Genomic DNA, 17503 nt, shown 5'->3' on the forward strand with positions numbered 1-17503 from the left:
GTTCTTGGGGATTTGTAGTGTTTAAGGAGCAGCCGGCATGCTGATCCCGGAAATCGAATCCAACGGGATCTTCTGGCCGTTCACTTCAACGAGCGGCACGCCTAAGGCGAAGGAAACGGAGGTGGCTACGCCGGTTCCTGATGTGCCGTCCGGCCGGGCAAAGGTGACCTCGGAGCCAACAATCTGCGCGGCCGCCGTGCGCATCTGCAGGGAGAAACTCTCCTTGGCACCGGTGGAAAGTTCGGTCATCTTTTCCATCATGGACAGCTGTACGGACTGCGCCATCATCTGGTTGGTATCCATGGGAGCGCCCGGGTCCTGGTACTTCAACTGCGTCACCAGCAGCTTCATAAAGACGTCCGAGTCCAGGCTTTGCACCGGCTTGCGGACTGGCGTCCCGGTTTGGATGTTGCTGGTGGAACTGATGGCCTCGACGGTCATGGTTGGCTCACTTTCATGGTTGCGGGGTCCCGGTTCAGACCAGGATGTCCAGGACTGCGGGGGTACTGCCGGGGAGTACGACGGCGGCGCGGAGGCGGCCCCGGCGGGCAGGTTCAGCGGTTGCCGCGGAAGGCAGCTGTGGCTGGTTTCCGTGCGGCGCACGGCGGTCCTGCCCCGGCTCTCCCGCACCGCCGTCAGGTGGGGCGCCGTGATCGGAGAGGTCGAGGCTGGCGCCGAGGCCGGATTCGGCCAGTCCGCGCCGGAGCTCGGGCAGGATGATCCGCAACGCCTCGCGGCCGGCGTCCCCGGGAGCGAACAGTTCGATCCGCACCCCGGTGGCGTCAATGTGGGCACGCACGGTCATGGGGCCAAGGTCCTCGGGCGAAACCTTCAGTGTCATCACATGCTGGCCGGGAGCTGCCGACGCAAGCAAGAACAGCGGCCCGGCCAGCTGGGGCGTGAGCCTGCCAGAATCGGTGAAGGGCAAGGCAGCGGGGGCGCCTGCAGGTGCTGTTGCGTCCTGCGGCACGGTGTGCACGCTGTGCTGCGGGACCGGAAGCATGGCGGCGCAGGCGGTGCCCGTTGGGGCGGGGCTGGCCGCGACAGGCGGGGGGGCTTCAGGGGTGGCGTCGGCTGATGTTGCTGCCGCAGTGGCTGTCGGGTTGGTGGCTGTGACGGCCGGCGCGGTGGCCGTTCCGGGGTTCGCGGCCGGGTTTGCCCCGGTTGCACCGGCCGTTACGGGCATAGCCGAGGTAGCTGCCGGCACCTTTCCTCGCGGCTCCTCGTCTGTGGCGGTCATGCCTGTCGCGCCCACGTCTGCGTCAGCCGGGACCGGCACGGCGACAGGCACCACATGCGGCGCGGACAGCACCATCGGCCCGAAATCAGGAACGTAGTCCGGAACAGCGACCGCAACGTCGGCCGGGGCGGCAGCACCGCCGTCGGGCGTCACGGCACTTTCCGCCGCACCCTCCGCAGCCGGCGCCGAGTCCGCCGCCCCCGCCGTCATGCCCTCCGGACGCGGCGACGCTTCCCCGAGAACCTGCCCCAGCACGGCGCCGAAACCGGAACCGTCGCTCCCCGCAGGAGTCCCAGCAGTGCAAGGAGACTCTGCCGGAGCCGGCCGAGCAGCGAGAAGCGGGAGCAGCATCATAATGTTCCCTGGCCCGCGGGCACGATCCGTCGGATGGCGGTGAGGTTGGACTGCTGTTCCCAGGCGTCGCGGATCTGGATGGTCTGCCCGGGCACGGGGGCGTCGATCGCCTTGCCGTTCCCCAGGTAGATGGATATGTGGTTACCGCCGAAGCTGACCAGCAGGTCTCCTGGTTTCGCCTCGGCGAGCGACGCCACCGGGGTTCCCACTTTCATCTGGTCGCTGACCACGCGCGGGACGTCGACGCCAAGGTCCTTGAAAACCCGCTGGACGAACCCGGAGCAGTCCATGCCCGTAGCGGGGTTGGTGCCGCCCCAGACGTAGGGCACCCCGATGTACTTCTTCGCGGCGGCTACCACGTCGTTGCCGGTGGCCGTCCCGGGAGCGACTGCCACGGCACTGGCGCTGGTGCCCAACAACGAGCTGACGCCGGAGGTGGCTGTGGTGCCCGCGGCCGTCAGCGCGGCGTCGAACGCGGCAGCTCCAGCCGCCCCCGCGTTGGCCGCGGTGGCGGACGTTGTTGTCGTTTGGATCGGCCGGGACAGCTGTTCGATCATGGACTGGATGGTCCCGATCCGGCCGATGATTTCGTTCATGCTCATGAGGAGGCCTGCCCGGCTGTGCGGTGCCAGGAGGTGGACGCGATCTCGTCCAGAACGCCTTGTTCGGTGCGGATGTCGGCGATGGCGAGTTCTGCACTGTGCCGCAGTTCGAGTTTTTCCAGGCCCAAGGCCTGGCGCCGCGCCTCCGTGTACTCGGTGCGGGCGGTGGCGAGCTGGGCGTCCGCCGCGGCGGAGAGGGCGTCCAGGTCAGCGAGCATGCCCTGGGACGAGGCCCGGGCGGCGGCGATCGCCAGCATCGCGGAAGAACTGCCCGCCGCTTCGATGGAATTCCCCAATGCTGTCCGTGCCGCGAGGCGGCGATCCCGCGCGGTCGCCGAGCGCGAATTGGCGCGGGCCAGCCCGGAGGCTGCCTGGTCCTCCTGCATCTTGCGCAGCCTCAGCAGTCCGGCGAGGGGAAATTGACGGTTCATGCGGCTCCTTCGAGGGCTCCGAGGCGTGCGGTGAGGCCGGTCAGCACCGGCCATGATTCGCTGAAAGGGGTGGATTCGTCCATGCGCTGCTGCAGGAAACCGTTGATGGCTGCCTCATGATCCAGGGCGGCGTCCACCAGCGGGTTCGTCCCCCGGTGGTAAGCGCCGACGTCGATCAGGTCCTGGGCGCTGCGCCGCGCGGCCAGCACCTTCCTCAGGGAGGAGGCGACGGCGGTGCGTTCCGGCGGGTTGACCTTGGACGCTACCCGGGAGATGGATCCCAGCACGTCGATGGACGGAAAGTGCCCGGCGACGGCGAGCCCACGGTCCAGGACCACGTGTCCGTCCAGGATGGACCGGGCGGCGTCGGCGATGGGCTCGTTATGGTCATCGCCATCCACCAGCACGGTGTAGATGCCGGTGACGGACCCGGTTTCGGCGGTGCCGGCGCGCTCCAGGAGACGGGCAAGAACGGAAAAGGTCGACGGCGGGTAGCCACGCGTTGCAGGCGGTTCGCCGGCGGACAGGCCGATTTCGCGCTGGGCCATGGCCACGCGCGTGAGCGAATCCATCATCAGGACCACGTCCTTCCCGGCTTCGCGGAAGGACTCGGCGATCCTGGTGGCGGTCACGGCCGAGCGCAGGCGCATCAGGGCGGGTTCGTCCGAGGTGGCCACCACCACCACGGAGCGGGCCAGGCCCTCGGGACCCAGGTCGTCCTCCAGGAATTCGCGGACTTCGCGGCCGCGCTCCCCCACCAGGGCGATCACGGAAACTTCGGCGTCAGTGCCGCGGGCAATCATGGACAGCAGCGAGGACTTACCCACACCGGAGCCGGCAAAAAGGCCCATGCGCTGGCCGCGGCCCAGCGTGGCCATGGTGTCCAGCACGCGGACGCCGGTCTGCAGCGGCATGTCCACCCGGGCCCGGTGCATGGCCGAGGGCGACTCGTTGTCCGAGGGAACCATCGGCCCGCTGGCCAGTGGCCCCTTGCCGTCGATGGGCCGGCCCAAGCCGTCCAGGACGCGGCCGAACAGCCCGGCTCCGGTGGGGACCAGCAGCGGCGTGCCCTTGGACCGGGCCGGATCCCCGGCAGCCACGCCGGTCAGGCGGCCCAGGGGCATGCAGCGGATGGCGCCGCTGACGGAGGCCACCACTTCGGCGTCGAGGCCGGGGTCCGTGCCCACGGTCACGAGGTCCCCGACGGCGCAATCGAGTCCGGTGATCTCCAGGCCAAGGCCCAGCACCGCGGTGACGGTGCCGATCCGTTCGGGCGCGGCGGCTTTGAGCGCTTCCTGGAAACGCGGGCCGTGCGGGCGCCAGGTGATGGTCATGATGGCGTACCGGGTTGTGTCGGCAGGACCGGTCCCAGGAGGGCGGTGCGGGCCCGGGCCAAGGCGGTGCCCAGCCGGGCATCGAGCCAGCCTTCCGGATACTGTGCCATCGCATCCCCGCGTGCCAGGGAGGAATCTGGGACGAGTTCGACGCCGATGCCCTGGGTGATGCCGGACGCCGCCAGGACGACGATGTCGGCCGGATTCAGGCGGACTGCGGCCACCTCAGGGGTGCCGCCCCTGACCCTGCCGCCGACATTTTCGCCGGTAGCGGCTGCGCTGCCGGACAGCGCACGCTGCAGCGCCGCGCGGGCGGTGCGTTCGCCGTCGTCGAGCTCATACCCGAGCACCGCTTCGGCGAGCTCCAGCGCACTGGCGGCCAGCACAGTCTCGGCGTCCTGCAGCACCATGGTGAAGCGCTGCTGGAACGCGGCGGCAGCGGCAGTCAGCAGCACCAGCTTGTGGTTTGCGGCTTCCCGGCCGGCCGCCGTGGCGGCCTCATGCCCGGCGTGCAGCTGCGCGGCCAGGCGCGCCTGCTCCTTGGCAGCCGCCCGCAGGCCGGCAGCATACCCGGCAGCGTGGCCCTGGACGTAGCCGCGGTCCCGGGACTCTGAACGGCCGGAAATCTCCACCGCGGGGAAAGTGACCGTACGGTGGGAACTCTCAGTAGACAAGAGTGTCTTCTTCCCCGCGCCGGACCACGATGGCACCGTTGGCTTCCAGTTCCCGGATAGACCGGACGATATCTGCCCGGGCCTCTTCGATCTGGGAGGCCCGGACAGGGCCGGAGCTGGCCATCTCGGCTTCGAGAATCTCCTGGTTGCGGCCCGAGACGTTGCTGCGGACAGCGTCCAGGACGACGGCCGGGGCGCCCTTCATGGCGATAGCCAATACTTCCGGGGCAACACCGCGCAGGATCTGCTGGATGTCGCGCCGTTCCAGCTTCACGATGTCGCCGAACGTCAGCATCCGTGCGCGGACATCCGCGGCCAACTCGGGGTAGAGGGCCTCCAGACCCTCCAGCACGGAGCGTTCGGTGGTGACGTCAGCACGGTTGATGATGTCTACGAGCGGCTGGATGCCGCCCACCACCTCCGTAGATTTCGCTTGCGTGGCCACCGCGCCGGCCCGCTGCTTGAGCGTCTCGGCCACTATGCTCACGGTCTCCGGTGCCACCGAACCCATCGTGGCAATGCAGCGCGCCACTTCGGTTCGCTGCGCGTCACCGAGGGCGGCCATGAGCGCGGACGCCTTGCTGGGGCGCAGGTGGGCAAGGAGCAGGGCGATGGTCTGCGGCAATTCACCGTCGATCAGCTCAAGCAGCTGCGAGGGGAGCATCATCTCCAGGAACTCGAAGGACTTGCCGGCCATGGTGGATGCGAGCCGGTCCATGAAGCTGGCGGCCTTGTCCGCGCCAAAGGACGCTTCGAGAAGTCCGACGGCGAGTTCCCGGCCGCCGCGGGCCGAGCGGCGTCCGCTCAAGGCGAATTCGTGGAATTCGCTGATCACTTTGTCCGCGACAACTGAGGAGACCCGACGCAGGCGTACAATTTCCGCCGCGATGTCCTCGGCTTCGGTCTCGGAAAATTGCGCCATGACGGCGGCGGCGTTGGTCGGGCTCATCTGCATGAGCACCACGGCAACTTTCTGCGCCCCGGTCAGGGCGGGAGCCTCGGATTCAAGCTGTTCGACGGTCATACGGGCTGCTTTTCGTCCATAAGCCCGCGCAGGTGCTCGGCAGTCCGGGACGGGCTCTCCGCCACCATGGTGTCGAGCTGCGCACGGCGGCGCTCGGCGGCGAGCGCTTCGACGCCCGGAAGCGGCATGGGTGTGAGTGGTGAGACGTCAATGGCCGCGGTGGCCGGCGAGCCTTCAAGCGCAGGGGGTTCGTCGGTACCCGGGAGCGGCTCGTGCTCAAACGCCACTCCGAGATCCACCGGTTCGCGCTGCTGGCGGCGACGCAGCGAGATCAGAACCGTCACGATCAAGGCCAAGGCCCCGAGCAGGATGCTGCCGCCCAAGATCAGCGTGTTCATCAGCTCGGCTTGCTTCGCGGCTTCGGCTTCAGCCTTGGCTGCATCTAGGGAAGCAGCTGCACTGTCTGCTGCCGCGGTGCTGAAGGGCAGCATTTCCACGGTCACCACGTCACCCCGGGCGGGGTCGATACCGGCAGCCGCCGTCACGAGTGCGCGCACTGAGTTCAGGTTGACCCCGCCCGCCGTAGCTTGGTTGATTGCGACGGAAATGGTCTGGCGCTTGACTGCGCCCTGCGGGATGATACGTTCCTCCGTCACCTTGTTGACTGCGTTGTTCTTGGTGGCGTTGGTGGAGTCGAAGCTGCCGTTGCCGTTGGTACCGCCCGGCACCGCGACGTTGTCCGGGCCCAGCACACCGGCCGCCCCCCCGCCGGTTCCGGTGAATTTCTCCGTCTTAGTGGATTCGCTCAGCGCGGGCACATCCGCGGCTGCGGAGAATGTTTCGCTGCGCTGCTGGGCGGATTCGCCGGTCACGTCGGCAGCGACGGCGACTGTGGCGTTGCCGGGCCCGACCACTCTGTCCAGGACCGCCTTGACCGAGTCCGAGGTGCGCTGCTCGTAGTCGGCCGCCTGCTTGGACGAGGATCCGCTGGCCCCGCCGCCCACGCTGGAGAGGACGTTGCCCTGCGAGTCCACCACGGAAACGTTGGTGGGTTTGAGGTTTTCAATGGCGGCCGAGGTCAGGTGCACTACCGCCTGGACCTTGTCCGCGGAGAGCGTGGTCCCCGGCTGGGTTTCCACGAACACGGACGCGGTGGCGTCAGGGGTGGTGTCAACGAAGACGGACTTTTGCGGGATGGCGAGCCTGACGGCGGCGGTCTTCACGCCGTCCATGGCCTGGATGGTGGTGGCCAGCTCGCCTTCGAGGGCACGCTTGTAGGTGACGGACTGCTGAAATTCAGAGGAGGTCACGCCGAGCTCGTCCAGCAGTGAGTATCCCGTGGCTGCGGCAGAGGGCAGGCCAGCCGCGGCAGCTTTGAGCCGTTCGTCGTAGACCTTCTCCTCCGGAACGAGGATGGTGGAGCCGCCGTTGGCGATTTCGTAGGGGACGTTGTCCTTGCGGAGCTGCTCCACGATGCCGTTGGCGTCAGTGTCCTTCAAGCCGGAAAACAGCGGCGAGTAGGCGGGTTTGCCCAACCATGCCGTCAGGGCCACCGTGCCCAATACCAGCACGGCGACGCCAATGATCGCAATGGTCTTCTGGCCGGTGGTGAAGCCCTGGAGCCCGCTGCCCAGCTTGCGGAAGAACTCGGAAATCTGCGGCGGCATCAGGCCTGCATCCTCATGATCTCGTTGAACGCGTCGACGCCCTTGTTGCGGACGGCGGCCACGAGTTCCAGCGTGATCTGGGCCCGGCTGGAGGCGAGGGTGGCCGCGTGGATGTCATCGAGGTTGCCGGTGACCGCGGAGACTGCAAGTTCCTTGGAGGTGGACTGCAGCTGCTGGAGATTGTCAACGGCGCCGGTCAGGGCCGTCGCGAAGTTGCCGCCGGAACTAGCGCCTGTAACGGCGCTTCCCGCCGAGGTGGCGCTGTCCAGGTAACCGGTGCCCTGGACGCCCTGGACACCCAGTCCCGCAACACCGCCCGCCCCGACGCTGCCAATCGAACCTATCGCGTCAAAGGCCATCAGGGCTTTCCAATCTCAAGGGCCGCCAAATACGTTTCACGGGCGCGGTCCACCACTTGGGCGTTGGCCTGGTAGCCGCGCTGGGCAATGATGAGGGCGCCCATCTGCTCCGCGAGGTCAATGTCCGGGTACCGGACGTAGCCAGCAGCATCGGCCAGCGGATGGTCAGGCTGGTACACAACCCGGCCCACTGCGTCGCCCTGGGGTGTGCTCTTAACGTAAACACCGGTTCCGTTGGCGCCTTCCCCGGCCTCAACGTAGCGTGCCCGGAAGGCCTCGCCGTTGGTGCTGGTGGCGGTATTCATGTTGGCCAGGTTGTCCGAGACGGCGTCCAGCCACTTCCGGTGGACGGTCAGGGCGGAGCCGGCGATGCTGATGGCGTCGAACGTCATCTCAGTTGGTCCTCATCGCGGCGCGAAGGGCTGTGAACTGGCCGTTGACTGCGCGGGCGGCGAACTGGTAGCGCAGCACCGTGTCGATGTTGGACAGGGTTTCGGTGTCCAGGTTTACGTTGTTGCCGTTGAGCTGGGTCGGTTCAAGCGACGGCGAGACGGTGGCTGCCGCAGACCCGCTGCCATTGCGCACGGAGGATGCGAGCGCCGCCTCGAAGGAGACCCGCTTGGCCTGGTAGTTCGGCGTGTTGATGTTCGCGATGTTGTTGGCGATGGTGCGCTGGCGCAGCGCCAAGCCGTCCAAGGCGCTGGCAAGCGCCGCGGAGGTCACGGATTCGAGCACGACAATCCTGCCTGAGTGGTATTCAGTGGCCGATCCATGGCCGTGGTGTCGAGCGATCCGTGCTCTATGAGTGATTATCGGCACTGGCCAAGCGTGCGTTAGCAAGAAAGTGGACGTATTTAAACGGGTCACGCCTGGGCACGGAAACCCCCGATGGCAGCGGCCTGGTATCCCTCGGGTTGTGCTGACGTGTCATTTCACGGTGAGAGTGCCCTTCATGTTGCCATGGAAGATGCAGTGGTACGGGTAGGTTCCGGGCTCAGCCGGGGCGGTGAAGCTGCCGTCGCCGGCTTTGATGGTGGCATCGAACGCCGCGCCGGTGTCCGCGGTGATGCTGTGCGCTTCTATGTCTTCGTTGACGACGCTGATCGTCGCTCCGGGGCTTACGGTTTCGGATCCCTGGTATTTGAAGCCCTTGATCAGGATTTTCGCTGCGGCTGCGGCCGGCGGAGTTCCGGGGCTGGAGTTGGAGGGGGCGGGGGCTTGGTTCGTGGGCACCGCTGAGGCTGATTGTTCCGTCATTGTCGGTGCCGCAGTCGTGCCGGACCCGGACATGGCAGGTGTTCCACAACCGGCCAGAGCCAGCAGCGTAGCTGCTGCCGCGGCTCGTCCGAGAAACTTACGCGTGCTGCTGTTTGCCTGCATGGTCAAACCTTTCGTCGGCTGCTGGATCGAACAAGGTCCGTTTCAGGCTTTGAGTTTGGCGTAGATGACGTAGTTGTCGTCGAAGAGCCCGGTGGCGGGGTCGTAGCCGTCGCAGGTGATCAGGCGGAGTTCGGCGCCTGGGGTGTTGCCGTAGACCTCGAGGGTGGGGAACCCGTTTTTGCTGTAGAGGGCTCCGCGGTCAACGGTGAACACGGCTGTGCTGCCGTCGGTTCGGGAGACGTTGATCTCGGTACCGGGTGTGAGTTTGCGGAGGTCCGCGAAAACACCCTGGTTGCCGCCGAGCGCGTTGACGTGGCCCAGCATCACGGAGGGCCCGCGTTCCCCGGGCGTTGGTGAGCCGTTGTACCAGCTCGCTGGTGCGCCGCTGCCGGTGTCCTGCGGGACTTCCAGGGAGCCGTTCTCCCGCAGGCCCAGGTGGAGCAGGTCGGTCCGGACCCCGATCGAGGCAATGCTCAGGGTGACCGGAGCTGAGGCACCCAACACCGGAAGCTGTTGGCCGGCCGTCGCCGGGGCAGCCGCCGACGGCGCGGTGGGTGGGGACGGGGCCGACGGCGGGCTGGCCGGCACCGACGACGAGGCAGAGGCCGAAGGCATGGCGCCGGCGTCGGGAGTTCCCGATGTTCCGGCGGCGCAGCCGGCCAGGGCCAGCAGGAGCAGAACCCCGGCCGCCGCGGGGGCCAGGAAGCCCCCGCGGCGGCCGTGGTTCGTGGTTCTCACAGTATTGATCCGCTCAGCCTGGGCTTAGGCTGCTGCGTTGGCGTTGCGGCGGCGCACTGCGTAGGCTCCGCCGGCAAGAGCGACCAGGACCAGGCCACCGCCCAGGGCGAGGGCTCCGGCGTCGTTCCCTGTCTCCTGGCTGACGCCGGTGTCAGCGCCGCCGGCGGGCATCTTCATCTGCCCGGCCGTCAAGGTCCCGCACAGGGCAGGGGACGTCGCGGCCAGCGGCAGGGTCGGTGCCAGGTCTGACTTGGCGGCCTGGCCGGCCGCGCTGAGGGTGGCGGGGTCAAGGCCGTGGACCACAACAACGGCCGTACCGGCAGCCAGGGCGGCCTTGGTCTCGGCGTTCACCTCAAACGTGCGGTCAACAGTGTAGGAGGCGCCCTGCCCGGCGACCTTAAGATCCAAGCCCGCAGCCGGACTGGTGTCCCCGCTGGTGGAGAGAGTGGTCACGATACCGCCGTAGAACGGGGCACCTTCGGTGGTGGAGATGACCTGGTCGCCGTCCTTATCCGCCGACGGTGCCGGGCAGGTGCCCTGGGCTCCGCCGTGGATATGCTGGACGTGCGGGTACGGTGCGTCCATAAACGTCGAGGCCAGGCCCGAAACGTTCAGGACAACGTGGGCCTGATTGCCGGTGACATCAACCGTGACGGTGCCCGAACCTGTGCTGCCGTTGATCTGGCCCAGGGTCGACTGGTAGGACTGATCCGCTGCCATCGCGGGGGAACTGGAAAGGGCCAGTGCCGCCAAAGCCAGGGTGGGGACAGCCATAAAGCGAAGTGTCTTATTCATTGGAAGATCTCCTCATACACGCGCATGTGATGTTGGCACCCCCCGAAGTAGGGGGCACGGGTACTTCGGAGCCGCAGCGGAAAAGGATGGGAACGGATATGAACCCGGACACACCAGTGTTTGTATCCGCACGGCCCGGCAGGGGACGGCCGGCCTTTCTCAGGGCGTGGGACCCGTCTTGGATCAGCCAGCTGCAGCCCTGCGGCGGCCCCGGGCAGTTAGCGGCTGTTCCGGCCACCACGTCCGGTGTAGGGCGTAACCGGCCACAGCCAAACCGCCCGCAGCTGCTTCGGCGACCGCAGTGAGGACCTTGGCCGCGTACCAGACGGGTTCATACATGGCAGGCAGCGGCCCGAGAGCAGGGACCTGGACGTACCGGTAGAGGATGACCGCGGCCAGGGATGAGAACCCCACCACTGCGGCGGCCGCGAAGGCGGCCGGTGAACCCTTGAGCAGCACAAACGCCGCGGCCGCCACTGAGGCTCCCGCCTGGACCAGGAACAGGGTGCCTTGCCCCAGACCGCCGGGCGCGGCCTGCTGGTAGCCCGGGGCGAGCTGGACATGGACCACGGCACTGATAAGCAGGGCAGCCGCGACAAAGCCACGCAGCACCCAAACGGTGTTCTTCCGTGCGGCGGGGCTTAGTTCCGGCCGGTTCATTTCACGACCAGCGTCCCGGTCATTTGCGGATGAAAAGTACAAATGATCCCGTAGTCACCGGGAACAGCCGGTGCCTGAAAAATCACCGTCGCGCCTGCCGGGACCTCGACGTCGAAACCGCCGTTGTCTTTGGCCGTGAGGGTATGCGGGGCGCTGTCCGCGTTCGTTACCGTGACCGTCGCTCCCGGTTTTACGGATGCCGGAACTTCGTAGGCGAAGTCCCTGATGGTGATGACGGCGTCACCGGACTGTGCCGGCGCATCAGGGGACGGGGCGGAGGTACTGCTGCCGGCCGGGGGTGCGCTCTGCACCCCGCATCCGGTGATGCCGGCGAGCGACACGGCTACAGCTACAGCCAGAACACGATTGATGGTTCTCATGGGAATCTCCTCGACGGGCGTGTTGTTGTTACTCCGCGCACGCCCGGTGGCGAACGTCAGGAAACTACCCCGCGCAGATTATTCGCCGCCGACGGCGCCACGGACTGCCCGGTACGGCATCTCTGCGGTCCGGGCGCCGGCAGCAAGACCTGCCGTGGCGGGCTACGCCGGTTCGAGTTCCGTTCGCAGCCGCGACAGGCCGTCTCTGATGCGGGACTTGATGGTGGGCAGCGGTGTGGAGAGCTGTTCGGCGACCTCACGGTAGGTCAGGCACCCAAGGTAGGCCAGGACGATGGCCTCGCGCTGGAGCGGGGACAGGCAACCCAGGGTCCGGTGAAGGGTTTGGGCGTCCATCCTGTTGATGACCGTCTCGGATACTTCGTCATTAGCCGTGTTCTCGGTGTAGCCAGCCCAGCGCCTGTCCCGGATTTGGCTGCGGTATTGCGAACGGACTCTGTCAACCGCTCTGCGGTGCGCGATCGTCATGAGCCATGCCATGGGGCTTCCCGCGATCGGGCTGTATTGCGACGACTTTTGCCAGACCATGATGAAAACTTCCTGGGTTACGTCCTCGCTTAGCTCGCGATCGATGAGCACGCGGCGGACCAGGCCGAACACCCGCGCCGACGTTTGATCATAAAAATCGCTGAATGCCTGATGATCACCCTGCGCTGTGCGCACAAGGAGTTGCGCCAGGGCATCCCTGGCCGTCTCAGGGGACAAGGGACGTTGTGGCTCGCTCGAACTGTTCATTGTGCCTTCAGCCGTCAGGTGCGACCGCCCCCAGCGGGCAGCCCTGGTCCAGCAGGTATTGCAATCAGGCCAGCCGTCACCGGGGTCTGCAACCGGGCCTTCGGCCAAGTCGAGACAGATCCCACCTTGCACCGTGCGCATCGTGGCCTTCACCGGCCAGAGCCTGCGAAGAGGCGCCAAACGGGTTATTCAGCAAGTTAGAGAACGCATGTTCTCTGCCTTGCCCCTTACACTAGAGAACGATCGTTATCCATGCAAGCGAACAGGAAGAAATACTCTCTGTGGCCCCACACGAGTCAGACGGGAAGGCCCTTGCCCCCGGTAAGCCGGATGATGACACGGCCAGAGAGCTCGTGCTCGCGGCCGCGAGCCAACTCTTTTATGCCCGCGGGTTCACAGCGGTGGGGATGGATGAGTTGCGGGCCGAATCCGGTGTCTCGCTCAAGCGCCTGTACCGTCTGTTCCCGGCCAAGGAGGCCATCGTGGAGGACGTCCTCCACATCTGGAGGGACATCTGGACCACCGGAGTCACCGCCCAGGTCGAGGCAGCACAGGAGCCCCGCGAACAGCTTCTGGCGGTTTACGACTTTCTGGCCAGCTGGTTCACATCAGAGGGATTCCGCGGGTGCGCCTTTATCAATTCCTTTGGTGAGGTCGGAGGGGCATCCGGACGCATCACCGACATCGTCAGGGAACAGAAGAAGCACTTTCAGGACTATCTGGCCCAGCTGGCCGCAGGGGCGGGAGCACCCGCTGCGCTTGCTCCGCAGCTGGCCATACTGGCGGAAGGGGCAATCACAACAGCGGCGATCTCCGCCAGCGCAGAACCGGCCCGCCAAGCCCGCGCAGCAGCGGAAATCCTCATTGACGTCGCCTTCCACAACTCCCGCACCAGCCGTTGATCGCGGCCGGGATGTCCCATTCAGTGTGGTCGGGGGTCCGGTTTTCCCGGGCGGCCGGGCCGCGGGCCGCGGGCCTGGGTTCACCCTCCCCGAAGTTCAGTCAATAGCACTGCCCATCAGCTCTTGACATCGAGGTACACGGCTGCGGCCGGCTCACCGATCCCCGGCACTGAAGAGACCGCCTGCAGCTGGCGTGCGGCATCCAGCCGGGCTTCTTCGAGGCGTCGCGTAACGCTTTCCTGCTTCTCTGCCAGTGCGTTTGCGCGTGCGCTGAGCTCTGGCGGGAAGGGCGTGGTGAGGATGGGCGGCAGCCAGGTTTTTACGCCTGCGCTGCCAGGTCCGGCGGACAGGTGGCCTAGCGGGTCCTGCAGTGTTGACTCGGCTGCGCCGACAGACACTTCCAGACCTTTCAGGACCGCCACCCAGGCGGCCAGGCCTGTGTTGACGGCGTTGTCCTGGGCGTCGTCAAGGTCCGGGTGCCTAGCCAATGCCGAGCGTCCCGCCGCCTGTTCCGGGCGTGGCCGGAATCGCGGCGGCGGCCTCGTGCCAGGTCTGCCGCAACGGTTCCAGCAGGTCGATGGCCTCCCGGGTCAGCCCGGCATCCCGCTGGATGTTCGCGTTGATCAGTGCGGTGGATGCGTAGTTGTAGATGCCCAGCAGGCCGCTGGCCCCGTCCCAGGCATCCACGTTCAGTGACGAGGAGAGCTCCGTCAGGATGGCCTGGGCGTGCAGGAGGTTTTCTGCAGCCACCGGCCAGTTGGCTGCCTGCTGCGCCGTTTCGGCCCTGGCCAGGTCCAGCAGGAGCCGGTCGTAGAGCATGGTGAGCAGGCGCGCCGGCGGGGCCGAAAGCACGGAGTCCGCCAGGTACTGGTTGCGCTGGCCGGCGTTTGCGTAGCCGAAGGAGGTGGTCATGATGAGGAGCTTCCTGAGGAGAGACCGGCAAGTTGAGAGGACAGCCAGGCGGATTGGGCTTTCATGCCGCTGAGGGCAACTTCGAGGGCAGAATAGGTCCGCTGGAGGGTGGTTCGGCGGGTTTGCAGCCGGTCGTCCCAGTTTTCGATCTGGGTGGCGTAATCCTTGGCTGTGCTCTGCTGTCCCTTGATTTTGGTGCTGAGCAATCCGTTGACCGGGTCGGAGGCCTGCTTGGCGGCGTCCGCCAAGCGGCCCGCGATCGTGGCCACAGCTGCCAGGGTCCCGGTGGGGTCCTTGGCCAGGGCGTCGCCGAACTTGGTGGCGTTGAACTCCATAGTTCCGGTTTTGGTGATGCTGATGCCGAGCTCGGAGGGTGATTTTCCGTCGAGGGGCTGGGATGCGGCAGCCAGTATCGCAGCATTGACAGTCCGGATGGTGCTGTCCCCGGTGAACACTCCACCGGACGTGATGGGGGACCCGGTGGCGTTGGTGCTGCTGACCACTGCGGTCTTAGTGGAGATCTGGGCCAGGATTCCGTTGACGCCACTGACCAGGTCCGAGACGGCCTTGCTGATCTGGGCGTTGTCCCGGGCAACGGTGACCCGGGTCGCCGTGCTGGAAACTTCCGACACTGCGGCAGAGACGCCCGGCAGCAGCTCGGCAAAAGTATTGGAGGGCGAGTTGAGCGTCACTTCCGCTGCCGTCCCGGTCCACAGCTTGATCTGTGCGTCCTGGGAGGTCTGAACCGTTGTCAACCCTGCGGTGGGGTTGGGGTCGGAAATGGTGAAGCCACCGGATTCACCGGATTTTGCCGAGGTAAATTGCAGTCGATATTCGCCGCCGCCCACCGACACCTTCGACGCGACGACCCCTGCCGCAGATCCGTTGACGGCGGTGACCACGTCGTCAAGGGAGGTGCCCTGCGGGGTGACCGTTGTGGTCTTGCCGTCCTGACCGACGATAGTGAGGGTGGCCTCCGGCCATGCGGTGAGGTTCCGGGTTACCGAGACCTGGGTCTGAGCGATTTGTGAGACGGTGAAATCCATGGCACCCGGCTTGGCGCCAGCGCCGACTGTCGTCGTCACTTTGGCTGAGCTGCTGGTGGCTGTGTAGAGCTCGAGGCTCTTTGGATCGGCGAGTTTTGTGGCCCTGGTGGCGAGGTCCGCGAGGGCGGAATTGAGGCCCTGCAGCGCGGAAATGCGGGATTGCACCGCGGCGGCTTTGCTCTTGATGAGGTTCTGCGGCGCCGCCTCGAGCGTCATCAGCGATTTGATCAGGGACGTGGTGTCCAGACCACTGGAGAGTCCATCGATGGCTAGGCCCACGCCCACGACTCCTTAAGAACAATTGACCGGCATAGTGACTGGCTTGTGGTGGTATGGCACGGTGCCCGGGAAGAGTGTTCGTTTCCCCGGGCACCGCGTCCACACTGGCTAACTGGCGGAAACCACCGGACTGATCGCTGCGATTTAGCGCAGGAGCTGCAGAACACCCTGGTTGGACTGGTTGGCCTGCGCGAGCATGGCGGTTCCGGCCTGGGACAGGATGTTGTTGCGGGTGAACTTCACCATTTCCTCAGCCATGTCCGTGTCGCGGATACGGGAGTTGGAAGCGGTCAGGTTTTCCTTGGCCACGTTGATGGTCTGCACAGCCGACTCGAGACGGTTTTGGACCGACCCCAATGTCGACCGGGCAGAAGATACCAGTTCGATCTGAGTGTCGATGGCGGCGATAGATGCCGTAGCCTCTGCGGCCGAGTCGAATCCAAGAGATGTGGGGGTGTTCACAGTAGATACTGTGCCACCTTGATCAACAAACACGTCTCCGGCGGCTGTCGACTTTGACGTGATTACCAACGCCCCGTCCTCGGTCGACGCCTTGAAGTTCTGATTGAAGCCCTCGTCGAGGTTCAGTTCCGCGGCCTGTGCACTAGCCGTCGTTCCAGCGAGGGTAACGGACACAGTAGTCGAACCTTGTTTGAACGTGGCGGCCGCAGCGGTCAGAGGCGTGGTGACTGTAGCCGATTTAATGGAGCTGTTCCCGAAATCGAGAGCCTCGGCTACCTTCGAGACGCTTGCGTCCTTAAGGTTTACGGTAATTTGACTGCTTACATCGTCACTTGCACCGACCTGAAACGAAATAACTTTGTTCGTGGCCCGGTCACCATTCAGGAGCTTGGTTCCATTGAAATCAGTCGCATCGGAGATCCTGGTGAGTTCCGCGACCAATTCCTTGGCTTCTGTCGTGATCGCCTTCCGGGAGTTTTCGCTGTTAGTATCGTTCGCTGCCTGAACGCCCAGGTCGCGAAGACGCTGCAGGATGGAATGAGTCTGGCTCAGGCCGCCTTCCGCGGTCTGCACCATGCCGATGCCGTCCTGCGCGTTGCGGGAAGCAACGGTGAGGCCGCCGATCTGGGACTTGAGGCCTTCGGACAGCGCCATGCCAGCCGCGTCGTCGCTGGCACGGTTGATGCGCAGGCCACTGGAAAGCTTCTCCAGCGACTTGGACAGGTCGTTCTGGGTGTTGCTGAGGCTGCGGTACGCGTTGTTCGCAGCCAGGTTGGTGTTGATCTGCATTCCCATGGTGTTTCCTCCGTGATGTGGGACAGGTTGCGAAGGCCCATCCATGGGCCTTCACCCCTAACTATCGGACCAACGACCCGCCCGGTTAGGAAAACGTTGGTTAAGTAGCCATGGACAAATACCGGCTCTGGTGAGCGGGCCGCTCCTAACGCGCCCGCCGCACCGGCCGATAGTTTTCTCCTGACACGGCGCTGCGCAACGGAAAGCGCAGCCGCAGAAACATCCGCACGCTTTATGCCAACCCGGAACTGGAGTTGACCAGCCAATGGCCATCCATGAACTTTCGGCCCTGCTGTGGCGCGAACGCGAGCTCCTGGACCTCCTGACGTTCAAGCTGGAGGAAGAGCAACTCCTGCTCACCGCCGGAAAATCCCGCTGGCTCCCGCACGGCACACGCGAAGTGGAACAGGTCCTGGAGCACCTCTCCAGAGCCGGCATGGCCCGCGCCGTGGAAGTGGCCGCCGTCGCCCAGCAGTGGGGCCTGTCCGCAGACTCGTCCCTGAGCGAACTGGCCACTGCCGCACCCGACGCCGCCTGGGCAGAGGTGCTGTCCTCGCACCTGAAGGCCATGCAGCGCCAGACCGCAGCCATCCAGGAACTCCGCGATTCCAACGAACAGTTCCTGCGCGCCGCGGTGCGTTCCACCCAGGAAACGGCCGCGGACCTGAAACCGGCGGCTGGAACCTATGACGCCCACGGCATGACTGGGGAAACATCCCCGTCCCGCTTCTTCGACCAGAAACTCTGACCGGCAGCCCGGCCCATCAAAGGACAGC

Annotated in this window: 23 protein-coding genes; 2 read left to right on the plus strand and 21 right to left on the minus strand. The window is 65.9% G+C overall.

What is annotated here, in order from left to right; genetic code table 11:
* Nucleotides 1–21: 21 nt before the first annotated feature.
* The 17 genes from FYJ92_RS15125 to sigK all read right to left on the minus strand — a co-directional run bounded on the left by FYJ92_RS15125 (nucleotide 22) and on the right by sigK (nucleotide 12331).
* Nucleotides 22–441 carry a flagellar hook assembly protein FlgD gene (locus FYJ92_RS15125; RefSeq protein ID WP_185261426.1) on the minus strand — a complete coding sequence of 140 codons (420 nt, stop codon included), beginning with the start codon at nucleotides 439–441 and terminating at the stop codon, nucleotides 22–24.
* Nucleotides 442–475: 34 nt separating this feature from the next.
* Nucleotides 476–1495, minus strand: coding sequence for a flagellar hook-length control protein FliK (locus FYJ92_RS15130; protein ID WP_185261427.1), 1020 nt, complete (start codon nucleotides 1493–1495; stop codon nucleotides 476–478).
* A 95-nt stretch (nucleotides 1496–1590) separates the two neighbouring features.
* Nucleotides 1591–2196 carry a C40 family peptidase gene (locus FYJ92_RS15135; protein WP_185261428.1) on the minus strand — a complete coding sequence of 202 codons (606 nt, stop codon included), beginning with the start codon at nucleotides 2194–2196 and terminating at the stop codon, nucleotides 1591–1593.
* A complete protein-coding gene (locus FYJ92_RS15140) occupies nucleotides 2193–2627 on the minus strand; it encodes a flagellar export protein FliJ (RefSeq protein WP_185261429.1) in 435 nt (144 codons plus the stop codon). The genes FYJ92_RS15135 and FYJ92_RS15140 overlap by 4 nt, the downstream gene beginning before the upstream one ends.
* Complete coding sequence (locus tag FYJ92_RS15145) at nucleotides 2624–3961, minus strand: FliI/YscN family ATPase (protein WP_185261430.1); 1338 nt, start codon at nucleotides 3959–3961, stop codon at nucleotides 2624–2626. Before FYJ92_RS15145 ends, FYJ92_RS15140 begins: the two co-directional genes overlap by 4 nt.
* Nucleotides 3958–4635, minus strand: coding sequence for a hypothetical protein (locus FYJ92_RS15150; protein WP_185261431.1), 678 nt, complete (start codon nucleotides 4633–4635; stop codon nucleotides 3958–3960). Before FYJ92_RS15150 ends, FYJ92_RS15145 begins: the two co-directional genes overlap by 4 nt.
* The gene (gene fliG, locus FYJ92_RS15155; protein WP_185261432.1) at nucleotides 4625–5659 is read right to left on the minus strand and encodes a flagellar motor switch protein FliG; all 1035 of its coding nucleotides are present in this window, start codon (nucleotides 5657–5659) and stop codon (nucleotides 4625–4627) included. The genes FYJ92_RS15150 and fliG overlap by 11 nt, the downstream gene beginning before the upstream one ends.
* On the minus strand, nucleotides 5656–7266 hold the full coding sequence (fliF, locus tag FYJ92_RS15160) for a flagellar basal-body MS-ring/collar protein FliF (protein WP_185261433.1): 1611 nt from the start codon (nucleotides 7264–7266) through the stop codon (nucleotides 5656–5658). Before fliF ends, fliG begins: the two co-directional genes overlap by 4 nt.
* Nucleotides 7266–7625, minus strand: a complete 360-nt coding sequence (fliE, locus tag FYJ92_RS15165) for a flagellar hook-basal body complex protein FliE (RefSeq protein WP_185261434.1) — start codon at nucleotides 7623–7625, stop codon at nucleotides 7266–7268. Before fliE ends, fliF begins: the two co-directional genes overlap by 1 nt.
* Nucleotides 7625–8017 (minus strand): flagellar basal body rod protein FlgC, encoded by a 393-nt coding sequence (locus FYJ92_RS15170; protein ID WP_185261435.1) that lies wholly within the window; start codon nucleotides 8015–8017, stop codon nucleotides 7625–7627. The genes fliE and FYJ92_RS15170 overlap by 1 nt, the downstream gene beginning before the upstream one ends.
* Nucleotide 8018: 1 nt before the next feature.
* Nucleotides 8019–8360, minus strand: coding sequence for a flagellar basal body protein (locus FYJ92_RS15175; RefSeq protein WP_185261436.1), 342 nt, complete (start codon nucleotides 8358–8360; stop codon nucleotides 8019–8021).
* Between the two features lie 192 nt (nucleotides 8361–8552).
* Nucleotides 8553–8882: a cupredoxin domain-containing protein gene (locus FYJ92_RS15180; protein ID WP_185261437.1), complete on the minus strand. Its 330-nt coding sequence runs from the start codon at nucleotides 8880–8882 to the stop codon at nucleotides 8553–8555.
* Between the two features lie 165 nt (nucleotides 8883–9047).
* Complete coding sequence (locus tag FYJ92_RS15185) at nucleotides 9048–9743, minus strand: sortase domain-bontaining protein (protein ID WP_185261438.1); 696 nt, start codon at nucleotides 9741–9743, stop codon at nucleotides 9048–9050.
* Between the two features lie 24 nt (nucleotides 9744–9767).
* A complete protein-coding gene (locus FYJ92_RS15190; RefSeq protein ID WP_185261439.1) occupies nucleotides 9768–10538 on the minus strand; it encodes a CHRD domain-containing protein in 771 nt (256 codons plus the stop codon).
* A gap of 183 nt (nucleotides 10539–10721) precedes the next feature.
* Nucleotides 10722–11198, minus strand: coding sequence for a hypothetical protein (locus FYJ92_RS15195; RefSeq protein ID WP_185261440.1), 477 nt, complete (start codon nucleotides 11196–11198; stop codon nucleotides 10722–10724).
* Nucleotides 11195–11578 carry a cupredoxin domain-containing protein gene (locus tag FYJ92_RS15200; RefSeq protein WP_185261441.1) on the minus strand — a complete coding sequence of 128 codons (384 nt, stop codon included), beginning with the start codon at nucleotides 11576–11578 and terminating at the stop codon, nucleotides 11195–11197. Before FYJ92_RS15200 ends, FYJ92_RS15195 begins: the two co-directional genes overlap by 4 nt.
* Nucleotides 11579–11740: 162 nt before the next feature.
* A complete protein-coding gene (gene sigK, locus FYJ92_RS15205; protein ID WP_185261442.1) occupies nucleotides 11741–12331 on the minus strand; it encodes an ECF RNA polymerase sigma factor SigK in 591 nt (196 codons plus the stop codon).
* 281 nt (nucleotides 12332–12612) lie between these two features.
* Here sigK and FYJ92_RS15210 point away from each other — a divergent pair, with 281 nt between their 5' ends.
* The gene (locus tag FYJ92_RS15210; protein ID WP_185261443.1) at nucleotides 12613–13233 is read left to right on the plus strand and encodes a TetR/AcrR family transcriptional regulator; all 621 of its coding nucleotides are present in this window, start codon (nucleotides 12613–12615) and stop codon (nucleotides 13231–13233) included.
* 116 nt (nucleotides 13234–13349) lie between these two features.
* Here FYJ92_RS15210 and FYJ92_RS15215 read toward each other — a convergent pair whose 3' ends face one another.
* From FYJ92_RS15215 to FYJ92_RS15230, 4 genes are all read right to left on the minus strand, one after another.
* A complete protein-coding gene (locus tag FYJ92_RS15215; RefSeq protein WP_185261444.1) occupies nucleotides 13350–13721 on the minus strand; it encodes a hypothetical protein in 372 nt (123 codons plus the stop codon).
* Entirely contained in the window at nucleotides 13714–14145 is a 432-nt protein-coding gene (gene fliS, locus FYJ92_RS15220; protein ID WP_185261445.1) for a flagellar export chaperone FliS, read from the minus strand. Before fliS ends, FYJ92_RS15215 begins: the two co-directional genes overlap by 8 nt.
* Nucleotides 14142–15470 (minus strand): flagellar filament capping protein FliD, encoded by a 1329-nt coding sequence (gene fliD / locus FYJ92_RS15225; RefSeq protein WP_185261446.1) that lies wholly within the window; start codon nucleotides 15468–15470, stop codon nucleotides 14142–14144. Before fliD ends, fliS begins: the two co-directional genes overlap by 4 nt.
* Before the next feature lie 144 nt (nucleotides 15471–15614).
* On the minus strand, nucleotides 15615–16727 hold the full coding sequence (locus tag FYJ92_RS15230) for a flagellin (RefSeq protein ID WP_185261447.1): 1113 nt from the start codon (nucleotides 16725–16727) through the stop codon (nucleotides 15615–15617).
* Between the two features lie 265 nt (nucleotides 16728–16992).
* Between FYJ92_RS15230 and flgN the strand changes: the two genes are divergently transcribed.
* Complete coding sequence (gene flgN, locus FYJ92_RS15235; protein ID WP_185261448.1) at nucleotides 16993–17475, plus strand: flagellar export chaperone FlgN; 483 nt, start codon at nucleotides 16993–16995, stop codon at nucleotides 17473–17475.
* Nucleotides 17476–17503: the final 28 nt, after the last annotated feature.

Origin of the sequence: Pseudarthrobacter sp. NBSH8, assembly GCF_014217545.1 — a bacterium.
GTDB lineage: Bacteria > Actinomycetota > Actinomycetes > Actinomycetales > Micrococcaceae > Arthrobacter.